This is a genomic window from Maridesulfovibrio salexigens DSM 2638 (assembly GCF_000023445.1).
Lineage (GTDB): Bacteria > Desulfobacterota > Desulfovibrionia > Desulfovibrionales > Desulfovibrionaceae > Maridesulfovibrio > Maridesulfovibrio salexigens.
Map to the genome: position 1 here is coordinate 1,707,655 of NC_012881.1, position 12,271 is coordinate 1,719,925.

Sequence of the window (12,271 nt, forward strand, 5' to 3'; positions counted from 1 at the left end):
ACGCAGCAGCCCATGTGTACCTCTTTTGAATGACGAATTTCAGTAAGTGGAAGTCTTATATCTTATAAGGTTACGTTTAATCCAGCGGAAAAGAGTAGGGCGACAAGTTCTGATTAATTTATTAAAAGTTTTTGGGATTCTTAAACACTTTTTTCAAAAAGGGTTTAAGCCGCCGGAGGCGAAATTGTTTTATTAAATCCGCGTAGCGCACCAAACAAAAAACGCCCGATTCTCAAAAGAGAACCGGGCGTTAAAAAGTCTTTTACGACTTAGATAAACAGACTACCAACGGGGGCGCGCTTCTCTGGGGCGTGCTTCGTTAACCTTGAGGTTACGACCGCCGAAGTCTTTACCGTCGAGTGCTTCGATAGCATCGATAGCGCCGTTGTCGTCCATTTCTACGAAACCGAAACCACGGGGGCGACCGGTTTCACGATCTTCGATGAGTTTAACGGATACAACTTCACCGTAAGCTTCAAAGGAAGCACGTACATCTTCTTCAGTAGCGGACCAAGGCAGGTTACCAACATAGATATTCTTAGACATTCAAAATTCTCCAAAAAAATTAAAAAGTATATTAGTGCCCGTGCACCAAAAAAAAGGGCCGTGTACAAGATGCGTACTCGGCTCCTCGATAGACATGTTCAATTTCAACCAGCGCTAGTCACAGTCTGACCGTGCCTTCACGGGTACGGCTGGTGTTTACTGATCAATTAATCAACTATTTCTGATCTAAAGTCAAGCGGTAGTAGAACAGGAAAATGGATTTTATTTAAGTTTATGTTGCGTTGGTGGTTTAAGTCTTCAAATAATCAGACTAATTTTATTTATAAAAAGAATAAATAAGTGTGTTTTGATCAAAGAAAAGCCCCACACTCATATTGAATGCGGGGCTTACTTTTTTTTAGGGTATCACTCCTAGAGCTTAACTTTGGGCAGCTCGGGGAGGTTCTTTTCAAGTACGTGTGCAGCCTGCAGCATGGTCTTTTCGTCAAAGGCGGGGGCCATGAACTGGAGACCTACGGGCATGTTAGTTTCCTTGCCGAATGCTACGGGCAGGGACATGCCGGGCATTCCCACGAGGTTGAGGGAAATGGTGAAGATATCCTGCAAGTACATCTGCAAGGGATCGGAAGTCAGCTCACCCACGGGGAAGGCAGTGGTGGGGCATGCAGGGCTTGCGATGATGTCGCAGGACTCGAATGCCTTGTTGAAGTCTTCGCGCAGCAGGCGGCGAATCTGAGCGGCCTTGCGGTAGTATGCATCGTAGTAACCTGCGGAAAGAACGTAGGTACCGATGATGATACGGCGCTGAACCTCGTCACCGAAAGCTTCGGTGCGGGACTTGGTGTAAAGCTCTGCCAGTTCTTTGGGATCTTCGGTGCGGTGACCGTAGCGTACGCCGTCGAAACGGGACAGGTTGGAGCTCGCTTCGGCCATTGCGATAATGTAGTAGGTGGCAATGGCGTATTCGGTCATGGAAAGCTTAACCGGAACGGTCTTGGCACCCAGTTCTTCGGCCTTGGCGATTGCTGCGCGGCAGGCTTCGGAAACTTCTTTGGAAAGACCTTCGCCCCAGTACTCTTCGGGCAGGCCGATGGTCAGGCCGGAAAGATCTTTGCGCTCTTCAAGGGCGGCTACGAAATCTTCCATGGGCTGCTCCGCGGAAGTGGAATCGCGCTGGTCGTGACCTCCGATTACGTTGAGCACGCGGGCGGCATCTTCAACGGTTCTGGTCATGGGACCGATCTGGTCGAGAGAAGAACCGTAGGCGATCATGCCGTAACGTGAAACACGGCCGTAGGTGGGCTTAACGCCTACACAGCCGCAGAAAGATGCGGGAAGACGGATGGAACCACCGGTATCGGTACCAAGTGCGGCGTAGCACTGTCCGGCTGCGACAGTTGCGCCGGAACCACCGGAAGAACCGCCGGGTACGCGGCTGGCGTCCCAAGGGTTGGTAGTGGTCTGGTAGGCGGAGTTCTCAGTAGTGGAACCCATGGCGAATTCATCCATGTTGGCCTTACCCACGATGATGGCACCTGCTTCCTTGAGCTTGGCAACTGCGGTGGAATCGTAGAAGGGGGTGAATCCTTCAAGAATTTTAGAACCGGCAGTGGTGGGAATTCCGTTGGTTGCCAGTGCGTCTTTGATGACTACCGGAACACCCCAGAGCGGCTTGGATGCGTCAGGGCCTGCGGCATCCATTTCTTCGGCCTGCTTGAGTGCTTCATCGTTGCAGATGTGCAGCAGCGCCTTGGTTTCGGGTTCACTTTTGGCGATCTGTTCAAGACAGGCTTTGACAGCTTCAGTTGCGGTCACTTCCTTAGTCATGAGCATGGCGTGGATTTCAGTGAGTGATTTTTCTATGAGTGCGGACATTTTATATCTCTGCGTATTTTAATTAAACAATTCTAGGTACAACGAAGTACTTGCCATCAGAATCAGGTGCATTGGAAAGAACTTCTTCTCTTGTGTGTTCTTTCTTAACCTCATCCTTGCGCAGTCTGGTGGTGTGTTCTACCGGGCTGAACATGGGTTCCACTTCGCTGGTGTCGATTTCGTTCAACTTGTCCATATATGTGAGGATGTTATTGAGCTGTCCTGCAAAAAGTTCAGTTTTCTCTTCTGAAAGATCAAGACGGGCCAGTCGCGCAACTCGCGCTACTTCCTCAAGATTGAGTTTCTCATCACTCATTAAATATCTCCTTTTTATGATGCCTCCGGCGGCTGGGGAAGGGAAAACTTTTGCAAAAGTTTTCCCTTCCCCAGACCCCAACCTTTTCAAAAACTTTTGTCGGGGCTTCGCCGCTGGAGACAGTCTCTTTACTTTAAATTTAGATTATTATTCCCACGTCTAATTGTGTAAGATGCGTGAATTATAAAATATACTTGGCGAAGCCATACTAAAAGGTTTTGCGATTCTTAAGCCCTTTTGGAAAAGGGTTTAAGTCCGCCTGAAGGCTCGCCGAAGGCAATCTATTGCTCAGTCTTTGTTCCGTCAAGTTTGGCAGCTTCTTCTCTCTTTGCTTCCAGTTCAGCCTGCTTTTCTTTCCAAGCATTTACACGTGCCTCACGTCTGGCTTTGGCTTTAGCGAGTGTGTTGCTGACCAGATCTGCATCGATGCGGGTCTTGCCGTTTTGTTCAGGACGGAACAGGTAAAGCTTCTGGCTGGCCTGACCTTCAGCGTTCCAGCTGATAGGTGCGAGGCTGAAATCCATGTGCTGGGCATCATTAATGCGGGCATTAACGGTTTCAGCGGTCCAGCCTTCGGAAAAGGTTCCGAGCTTGCCTGCGAATTTAATGAAGTCGTATCCCAGTGCAACCCAGAAGTCGGGAGTGCCGAGACCTTCACGGTCCATTACCTCTTTGAGGCGTGATGCACCGTCACTGGCTGGCCACCATGCTCCGGGGGCAACGGTCAGACGCAGGTTGCGCGCTTCAACGTCGCGGGCAGAGTTCAGTGCCTGACTCCAGAGTTCAGGGCCGAGGAAGACAAGGGTGTCTGCCTCATGAAAAAAGAAGTGCGGGATCAGCAATTGTGCCTGATGCCATGTGTCCGGAATGAACACCGCACCGAAATCTGTTTCCGGTAGGGGAGCGTCTTCGCCCAGACCATTAGCTTCGTTTTGAGCCTGTTTCTGGGGAGCGCGGACCAGATTGCCGACCACCTTGCCCCATTTGGGGAAATCTCGGGGCGGATAGGACGCCATACCTGTGATTTTCGCGCCGCGCATGGAAGCCATATTAAAGAATTTCTTGGACATCTGGCGACCGAATTTCTCCTGCGGATAAAGCACGGCCAGTCTGGTGATACCCAGATCATTAACTGCGAGGTCCAGAGTAGAGCGGATCTGGTCTTCAGGACTGGAGAAAAATCTCCAAGCCTGCTTGCCTTCTTCAAGGTTGCCGGGCTTGGCAAGGAAGGAGAAGGTTACTTTGTCTGCGTAGGTTCCAGCCTGTTCCATCTGCTTGAATGCCTTAACGCTGATGGGACCACCTATAGTGGTGTACCACGGGGGCAGATTCTGGAGCCTTTCCAGCCAGTCGGGTGCTTCGGTGTTAATGACCTGTACGTCCACATCGAGACCTGCCTTGGTCATTTCCCATTGGGCAGCGCCCGCACCGCGTACAATTTTCCAGCCGTATTCCTGAAAACGTCCGGAGATAGGCAACACCAGTGCGATACCTACGCGCGGGATGCCGTATTCAGCCTGAAGCTTGTTCAGGGTTTCGGTAAAGAAAGTTTTGTCCGCGATCTGACCGTTCTGGATGATGCCGGACATGGTGCGCCAAGACATGGGCCAGTACTCAATATCTTCAGACTGGCGAACCGCTTTTTCGAAAACCAGCAGTTCGTAAGGAAATTTCAAATTGTTGCCGCTGAGAACGAGTTCGTTCATGACATCTATTTCAGCCTTACTTTTTTCTGCAAGGCCTTTCATGAACCATTGTTCCAGTTCCTGCTTGTTATTGTCTGCTGGTGCAATAGCGTAAAGACGTTCAAGCGCTTCAAGAGATCCGGCATCCTGTTCCATGCCGGAAAGTCTTTTACCCGCAGCGGAACGGATATCCCAAGTCAGGAAAGGATCTTCCATGGTTTGGGAGAGATGGGCTCTCAGCTTGGAGAAATCCTTGATAGCGGTGAGGGTCTCGAAATAATAACCCTGCCAGACCGGAGAGCTGATAGCGTCTTCAGAAAGTTTCTGCCACTGTTCAAGACGTGCTTCGGCTTCATGGTAATGACCGGATTTGAAGGAGCTGACAGCCAGTCTTTCCGTTGCCGGGAGGATTACCCGTTCGGGAATATCTGTGCGTTCCAGCAGTCTGGTGTAGTATAGTTCGCTGGTGATGTAGTCCTTCAATCGCCAAGCTTTATCAGCTTCGCTTATAAGGTCTGAAGTGCTCAACATTTCAGTGGAAATGGTAGGCATTTTAACCGGCTGCTTCTGGAGAGAAACACAGCCTGATGCGGCAAAGATAAAAGCCGCCAGCATGACTAAGGTAAAAATATGGTTTGAAAGGCGTATGGCCTTGTCTCTATTCATTGATTTTTCCATGCAAAGTTTGTGGCCCATGAAAGTAAATTCGTCAAGGGAAGGTAAAAAAAATCCGGCCTTCCTTAACTTAAGGAAGGCCGGATTAAATTATACTTTACTAATCAGCTATGCAAGCTTGCACGGGAATTATTTTTTCTCGTCTTTAACTTCGGTGAAGTCTGCATCGACTACATCGTCGTCTGCGCCTGCAGCTCCGGCATTAGCAGCACCTTCGGGGCCTTCTGCGCCTTCTGCTCCGGCATTCTGCTGTGCGTAGAGCTGTTCAGCCAGCTTGTGGGAAGCCTGAGCAAGAGCATCGGTAGCCTGCTTGATGGTTTCGGGATCATCAGAATCCTGAACCTTCTTGAGGTCTTCGATTTTAGCTTCGATGTCAGACTTGAGAGCTGCATCTACATTTTCGCCTACTTCACGCAGGGATTTTTCAGTGGTGTAGATCAGGGAGTCAGCCTGGTTGCGGGCTTCAATGAGAGCCTGCTTTTTCTTGTCGTCTTCAGCGTGGGACTCAGCATCCTTAACCATCTTCTCAATGTCTTCTTCGGAGAGACCGGAGGAAGCGGTGATCTGGATGGACTGTTCTTTACCGGTACCCATGTCCTTAGCGGATACATTTACGATACCGTTCGCATCGATGTCGAAGGTAACTTCGATCTGGGGTACGCCACGGGGAGCTGCGGGAAGTCCGGTCAGTTCGAAACGGCCGAGGGTCATGTTGTCGGCAGCCATGGGGCGCTCACCCTGCAGAACGTGGATGGACACGGAGGGCTGGTTGTCAGCCGCAGTTGTGAACACCTGGCTCTTACGGGTAGGGATGGTGGTGTTTCTTTCGATCAGGTTAGTGAAAACACCGCCCATGGTTTCGATACCGAGGGACAGGGGGGTAACGTCGAGCAGGAGAACGTCTTTAACGTCACCGGCGAGGATACCACCCTGAATGGATGCACCCATTGCAACAACTTCGTCCGGGTTAACGGAACGGTTGGGCTCTTTGCCGAAGAATTCCTGTACCTTCTGCTGAACCAGAGGCATACGAGTCATACCACCAACGAGGATAACTTCGTCAATGTCAGCTGCAGTCAGGCCTGCGTCTTTCAGTGCTTTCTGGCAGGGAACCTTGGTGCGTTCAACAAGATCTTCAACCAGTTTTTCCAGCTTGGCGCGGGAAATTTTGACCATGAGGTGCTTGGGACCGTTCTGGTCAGCAGTGATGAAGGGCAGGTTGACTTCGGTTTCCATTGCTGTGGAAAGTTCTTTTTTAGCTTTTTCTCCAGCTTCTTTCAGGCGCTGCAGAGCCATGCGGTCAGCGGAAAGGTCGATGCCGTTTTCACGCTTGAATTCTTCAACGAGGTACTGGATTACAGCGTTGTCAAAGTCTTCACCGCCGAGGAATGTGTCACCGTTGGTAGCGCGAACTTCAACAACGTTGTCGCCTACTTCAAGGATGGAAATATCAAAGGTACCGCCACCAAGGTCGAATACCGCGATCTTTTCGTTGGCTTTCTTGTCAAAGCCGTAAGCCAGAGATGCTGCGGTAGGTTCGTTGATGATACGTTTAACTTCAAGACCAGCAATGCGGCCTGCATCTTTGGTTGCCTGACGCTGGGAGTCGTTGAAGTATGCGGGTACGGTGATAACTGCTTCGGAAACAGTTTCGCCGAGGTAGGTTTCAGCATCTTTTTTTAGCTGCTGCAGGATGATTGCAGAAACTTCAGACGGGCTGTATTTTTTGCCTTCGATTTCAACCCATGCATCGCCGCCTTTACCGTCAACGATGGGGTAGGGGCAGTGGTCAGCCCATTTTTTTACTTCAGGGGAGCTAGCCTGACGACCCATGAGACGCTTGATAGCGAAAACGGTCTTTTCAGGGTTGGTAACAGCCTGACGTTTAGCGATTTCACCAACGAGGCGTTCTTTATCAGTGAAGCCTACGATGGAGGGAGTGGTGCGGCCGCCTTCTGCGTTGGTAACACATTTGGGGTCTTTACCTTCCATAACGTAAACGCAGGAGTTGGTAGTACCGAGGTCGATTCCGATGATTTTAGACATATATAAATTCCTCCAGATCTATGTTCAAATTTATTGCATTATGATTTAAGGCCTGATTTCTGCTTGTAAAGAGGTCAGGCTATAAAAATCAGGATAATTTGTTCACCATTACTTTTGCAGGACGAATTACTCGTTCTTTAAGTACGTATCCGCGCTGCATGATCTGGGCGATGGAGTTGTCGGGAAGATCCGCAACCTGTGCCATGCCCATGGCTTCGTGAAAATTGGGGTCGAACTCATCGCCGACTTTGCCCACAGCTTTAAGGCCGTGCTTGCCGAGGGTGTCCAGAAACATCTTTCTGGTCATATCCACGCCGATTACGAAGTCCTTGCAGGCATCGAGGTTCTGGGCATGGTCAAGGGCGAGATCAAGGTTGTCGAGCACGGGCAGCAGGTCGGAAAGGATGGAGTCTGCCGCAAACTTTTTCAGTTCTTCAGTCTCGCGGGCAAGTCTCTTTTTAATGTTTTCCGTTTCAGCCAGTGCGCGGAGCCTTTCTTCCTTGGCTTCTCCCATCACATCGCATGCGGGGCATACGTGTTCCCGGCAGAGGGCTTTGAGCTCATCTTCGCTTAAGGTCACTTCATTCTCAGCTTCCGCAGTTTCTTCAGTTTCAGTTGCTGCGGTTTCCTGTTCGTTCATTTCTTTATTATCTTCTTTTCCAGACATGGACTCTCCGGTGTCATGAATTAGCGGCCTGAGAACCTTAAAAAAGGACAGTCAGACCGCACAATTAGACAAATAAGCATCCCGCATATCTTGTCAACACATGAAAGGGGATCAAAGGAAACTTTTTTTAAATTCATGCATTTTTAAGGCATTTTGAACCGTCCGCCCTCGTAAATAGTCACTTTTTTGCCATCGGCAAGGTTTGCGGTAACAATTTTTTCTTCGGTGTTCACAAGATCCCAATGGATGGACGAAGTATTGAAGCCCAGTGAATCCATCATCATTTTATCGAGAATTTCAGGCGGACCGGCGAAAGTTTCGCTTAAAGATTGTCCCAAAGCTATGTGGCAGCTACCTTGCTCTCCACCGAAGTTTTCATCGAGGATGGTCTGGGCCATGAAATGATCGACCCGTGATATGGATGCATCGGTCAAAGAAAATTCACCGACCCTTCGTGCTCCTCCGTCAGCCCTGAGTTGATCAAGCAGGAATTTTTCCCCGCCCATGGCTTTCACGCGTATTGCAATGCCATCCATGAATTCAATCTGCACTCCATATGTGGCTTTATCCATATATAAAGAAGGCAGATCGGCGTAGTATATGCCGTTCACGGTACGGCAGTCTGGCGAAACGTAAATCTCATATCCGGGAATGTTTTCTCCGGCAGCTCCCTGCCAGCGTCTATTTTCGCCGGGTGAGAAAAAAAGGTCGCAAAGCTCTGATTGCATGCGGATAGTTTTGATATCCAGTGAAGTAAGCCATTTGGCAATCTCGGTGGTATGATCAGAAATCTTCTGCCATTCACGAGCTGGATCTGGCATATTCAGGTAACAGGCCCGCATAAGCCGGGTGGTGTAATCCTCAAGTGAAAGGCCGGATTTTGTCGCCAATGCTGCGGTTGGGTAGGCGCATTCAGTCCAGGCCAGCTTGCCGTGCAGTTTTCGTTTTTCAATTGATTGGCGGACGGAACGTGAACCATTCCGGTTTTCCATTATCGAACGAGGGTCGACCTCGGTCATGGCTTCCACTTCTTCCGGGGCGTGTATGCGGACAACTCCTGCTGCGTTCGCGTAAAGTTCCTCTTTGCCCGGAGGATGAAAAGTCAGCTGACCGTAGCTGGAATTGATGTACAATTCAGCTTTCATTGCGGGAGTCAGTCCGGTTTCCATGACCGGATGCATATGCTTTTCGATGAGCAACGCAAAAAGAGCCTCAGCGAGAGGTGTTGCCAGATAGTCATATTTAATGATGACGATATCTGTGTTTTTTAAACCATCTATTTTTTGGCTGTCTAAAGCCCAGAACAGGACTTTGGCGTACTGGCGCAGATCTTCGTAGGAGATTAATTTTTTCATTTAGAAGTATGAATGGTTAGAGGGGTAGTTGATTTTAGCAGTGTAAATGTTCTGTCCAATCTTTTCTACAATTAAAATGATGCTAGCTGATTGACTTGCGGTGATGCATACTTAATTGGTGTGAAATTAAATGTGTCAAACTTTTCACATTAAAATTGTAGGGTTTGAGATTGACTTTCAATCATCTGCATGCCTATGAAACTCATTTCTCGCAGCACTCAAATAGACTGTGTGTTGTTGAAAATGCTATTCATATTCATGTATATCGATATATAGTAGAGGGGAGTTATGTCCGTATCACTTAGAACAATGAGAAAAGACCAGAAAGGTGTTGTCGTTGCAGTCAATGCCAGTGGTGAACTTGGCCGCCGCATCCGCGACATGGGGCTCGTTCCCGGCACTGAATTCATGGTCGTGGGCCGCGCGCCTCTCGAAGATCCTGTTGCTCTGCGCATGAAGGGGTTTACTTTGACACTGCGCAACAATGAAGCTGATTTCATAGTGGTTCAGCCGGAGGATTAGTTCATGGGTAAGGAATATTTTGTAGCTGTTTCAGGCCAGCCAAACTGCGGTAAGAGTACCATGTTCAATGCCCTTACCGGGGCAACTGCGCGGGTGGGTAATTATCCGGGAATTACCGTTGATCGTACAGAAGGGCGCTATTGTACTCCTGAGTTCTGCGCAAATCTGGTTGATCTGCCTGGTACATACTCGCTTACTTCTTACTCGATGGAAGAAGTTGTCGCTCGTGACGTGATTGTTGATGAAAAGCCCGATGTGGTCATCAACATGCTTGATGCGACCTCTCTTGAGCGCTCTCTTTATCTTGCTGTTCAGTTTATGGAAATCGGTGTGCCTGTTGTGCTCGGATTGAACATGATGGACGAGGTGCGCAAGAAAGGTATTCGCATCGATACTGAAAAGCTTTCTGAACTCATGGGTGTTCCTGTCATTGAGTGTATTGCCCGCAGGGGAGTGGGTAAAGATGAGCTTATGGAATCTGTCCAGAAGGTCGTTGAAAAAACTCAAGGAAAGTGGAGTCCTGTAAATATTTCATATGGTCATGACCTTGATCCGGTTATTGAAGAAATGACTGCCTTGATCAAAGAAAACGAATTCATGACAGACCGCTATGATCCGCATTGGTTGGCGGTCAAGTATCTGGAAGAAGATGAAATTGTCATGAAGAACGGTCGTAAGGCCGGCCCTCTTGCAGAGCAGCTGGAAGAAGAGGTGCAGAAGGTTTCCGAGCATATCCAGAAAACCCTGAATACCTATCCTGAAGCAGTGCTCGCCGATTATCGCTACGGTTTCATTAACTCCATTCTCAAGCAGGGGGTTATCAGCCGTGAAGATGATCTTCGTTTTGATTTTTCTGACAAGATCGATCTCGTGCTGACTCACAAATTTCTTGGTCCGGTAATCATGCTTCTGATCATGTACGGCATGTTCTACATTACTTTTAATGTCGGTGCTGTGCCACAGGGCTGGGTTGAAGACGCTTTCGCGTGGTTCTCCAGTACCGTAGGATCTTTTTTGCCGGATGGACTTCTCAAATCAATGATCACTTCCGGCGTTATTGATGGCGTTGGCGCGGTCATGGGTTTTACCCCGCTGATTTTGATCATGTTCGCCATGCTCGTTTTTCTGGAAGACCTCGGCTATATGGCCCGTGTATCTTACATGGTAGACCGTGTGTTCCGTTCATTCGGTTTGCACGGTATGTCGATTATGCCTTTTATTATGTCCGGCGGTCTTCCGGGCGGCTGTGCTGTTCCCGGGGTCATGACCTGTCGAACCTTGCGCAGTCCCAAGGAACGTATCGCCACCATTCTGACCGCTCCGTTCATGATCTGCGGCGCGAAGACCACCGCATACCTTATGCTAGTCCGTGCTTTTTATCCGGACAATGCTACTACGGTCATGTTTTGTCTGGTGCTGGTCTCCTGGCTTTTGGCTCTGTGTTTCGGACGTTTACTGCGCTGGACCGCGCTTAAGGGTGAATCTACTCCATTTGTAATGGAATTGCCGCCTTACCGTATTCCTACTTTGCACGGTGTTGCCATCCATACTTGGGATCGCGTCTGGGAATACGTGAAGAAGGCGGGTACTGTAATTCTTGCCATTTCTATTCTTATGTGGGCCTTAATGACCTTCCCGCAGCTTCCTGCTGACCGCGTAGCTGCCTTCGAAACCCAGCGAATTCAGGTCGTTGAACAGAGTGCTGCATGGTCCGGTACCGCTGAGGAAAAAGAATCCAAGGTAGCGAAAGCCCTTGCTGATATCAGCTACAATGAAGGCGAGGCTGCGCTTAAGCATTCCTATGCCGGTCGCCTCAGTGAGGCCATTTCTCCGGTAACAGACGTAGCAGGATTTCCGTGGCAGGCTAATATCGCTTTCATCGGCGCATTTGCAGCTAAGGAAGTTTTTGTTTCTACTATGTCCACAGCATATTCTCTCGGAGAGGAAGATCCGGAAGAGCCTCTTTCTCTTACTGAAAAGATTGCAGCGGATAAGGCTTGGACCACTCCTGTTATCTGGTCGGTATTTATCTTCCTGATGGTTTATGTGCCGTGTATGGTTACTGTGGCGGTTATTGCTCGCGAAACTAACTGGAAATGGGCGACATTCTCGGTTTTCGGGTCGCTGGCTTTCGGTTACACGCTGTCCGTAATTATTTATCAGGTTGGGAATTTGTTGATTTAAAGAATGCCTCCGGCGTTACCAAAGAATTAAGGCCGCAATATCATATAAGATATTGCGGCTATTTTTGTGTTCTATGAATAGCAAAAGGCGGAATGCTCGGGTGGTGTCGAACATTCCGCCTTTTTACTTGGGGTGTGAGTGGTATAATGAGGCTTTTAAAATATTTTAAAGAGGCTCGTAGTAGCAGCGTTTGGGGCTGTGTACTTTTCCTGCTTCTCTGAGAGCCTTAATGGCTTTAGAAATTTCTTTGGATTCTTCGCCGATGGCTTTTGCGACATCACCGGGACGAACGGGCTTACCTGCATCTTTCATTGCTTCGAGTACTTTATCTTGCATTTCTTAATCTCCTTGTTTGTTGCTGTTGATAACTATTACTATTTAAATTTGAGTTTGCTGTCAACATAAAAAAGAAGCCCGCATGAAAAGTTTCATGCGGGCT

At 48.9% G+C, this 12,271-nt stretch carries 10 protein-coding genes; 2 read left to right on the forward strand and 8 right to left on the reverse strand.

The annotated features are described in order from the left end of the window. Positions 1–282: 282 nt before the first annotated feature. From DESAL_RS07830 to DESAL_RS07860, 7 genes are all read right to left on the reverse strand, one after another. On the reverse strand, positions 283–546 hold the full coding sequence (locus DESAL_RS07830) for an RNA recognition motif domain-containing protein (RefSeq protein WP_015851442.1): 264 nt from the start codon (positions 544–546) through the stop codon (positions 283–285). 372 nt (positions 547–918) lie between these two features. Continuing rightward, positions 919–2,382 carry an Asp-tRNA(Asn)/Glu-tRNA(Gln) amidotransferase subunit GatA gene (gene gatA / locus DESAL_RS07835; RefSeq protein ID WP_015851443.1) on the reverse strand — a complete coding sequence of 488 codons (1,464 nt, stop codon included), beginning with the start codon at positions 2,380–2,382 and terminating at the stop codon, positions 919–921. 22 nt (positions 2,383–2,404) lie between these two features. Continuing rightward, complete coding sequence (gene gatC, locus DESAL_RS07840) at positions 2,405–2,698, reverse strand: Asp-tRNA(Asn)/Glu-tRNA(Gln) amidotransferase subunit GatC (protein WP_015851444.1); 294 nt, start codon at positions 2,696–2,698, stop codon at positions 2,405–2,407. Positions 2,699–2,979: 281 nt separating this feature from the next. Then, complete coding sequence (locus DESAL_RS07845) at positions 2,980–5,049, reverse strand: type 1 periplasmic-binding domain-containing protein (protein ID WP_015851445.1); 2,070 nt, start codon at positions 5,047–5,049, stop codon at positions 2,980–2,982. A gap of 138 nt (positions 5,050–5,187) precedes the next feature. Then, a complete protein-coding gene (gene dnaK, locus DESAL_RS07850; protein WP_015851446.1) occupies positions 5,188–7,104 on the reverse strand; it encodes a molecular chaperone DnaK in 1,917 nt (638 codons plus the stop codon). A gap of 88 nt (positions 7,105–7,192) precedes the next feature. After that, positions 7,193–7,771, reverse strand: a complete 579-nt coding sequence (grpE, locus tag DESAL_RS07855; RefSeq protein WP_015851447.1) for a nucleotide exchange factor GrpE — start codon at positions 7,769–7,771, stop codon at positions 7,193–7,195. A gap of 143 nt (positions 7,772–7,914) precedes the next feature. Further along, a complete protein-coding gene (locus tag DESAL_RS07860; protein WP_015851448.1) occupies positions 7,915–9,126 on the reverse strand; it encodes an aminopeptidase in 1,212 nt (403 codons plus the stop codon). Positions 9,127–9,414: 288 nt separating this feature from the next. Here DESAL_RS07860 and DESAL_RS07865 point away from each other — a divergent pair, with 288 nt between their 5' ends. Further along, positions 9,415–9,648 (forward strand): FeoA family protein, encoded by a 234-nt coding sequence (locus DESAL_RS07865; protein WP_015851449.1) that lies wholly within the window; start codon positions 9,415–9,417, stop codon positions 9,646–9,648. Positions 9,649–9,651: 3 nt separating this feature from the next. Continuing rightward, entirely contained in the window at positions 9,652–11,832 is a 2,181-nt protein-coding gene (feoB, locus tag DESAL_RS07870) for a ferrous iron transport protein B (protein ID WP_015851450.1), read from the forward strand. 165 nt (positions 11,833–11,997) lie between these two features. Here the strand turns inward: feoB and DESAL_RS07875 are convergent, their stop codons facing one another. Next, positions 11,998–12,168, reverse strand: coding sequence for a transcriptional regulator (locus DESAL_RS07875; protein WP_015851451.1), 171 nt, complete (start codon positions 12,166–12,168; stop codon positions 11,998–12,000). Between the last annotated feature and the right edge of the window lie 103 nt (positions 12,169–12,271).

Coding starts and splice junctions, on each gene's coding strand:
- DESAL_RS07830 (WP_015851442.1), bottom strand. CDS start 546: ATGTCTAAGAATATCTATGTTGGTAACCTGCCTTGGTCCGCTACTGAA.
- gatA (WP_015851443.1), bottom strand. CDS start 2,382: ATGTCCGCACTCATAGAAAAATCACTCACTGAAATCCACGCCATGCTC.
- gatC (WP_015851444.1), bottom strand. CDS start 2,698: ATGAGTGATGAGAAACTCAATCTTGAGGAAGTAGCGCGAGTTGCGCGA.
- DESAL_RS07845 (WP_015851445.1), bottom strand. CDS start 5,049: ATGAATAGAGACAAGGCCATACGCCTTTCAAACCATATTTTTACCTTA.
- dnaK (WP_015851446.1), bottom strand. CDS start 7,104: ATGTCTAAAATCATCGGAATCGACCTCGGTACTACCAACTCCTGCGTT.
- grpE (WP_015851447.1), bottom strand. CDS start 7,771: ATGTCTGGAAAAGAAGATAATAAAGAAATGAACGAACAGGAAACCGCA.
- DESAL_RS07860 (WP_015851448.1), bottom strand. CDS start 9,126: ATGAAAAAATTAATCTCCTACGAAGATCTGCGCCAGTACGCCAAAGTC.
- DESAL_RS07865 (WP_015851449.1), top strand. CDS start 9,415: ATGTCCGTATCACTTAGAACAATGAGAAAAGACCAGAAAGGTGTTGTC.
- feoB (WP_015851450.1), top strand. CDS start 9,652: ATGGGTAAGGAATATTTTGTAGCTGTTTCAGGCCAGCCAAACTGCGGT.
- DESAL_RS07875 (WP_015851451.1), bottom strand. CDS start 12,168: ATGCAAGATAAAGTACTCGAAGCAATGAAAGATGCAGGTAAGCCCGTT.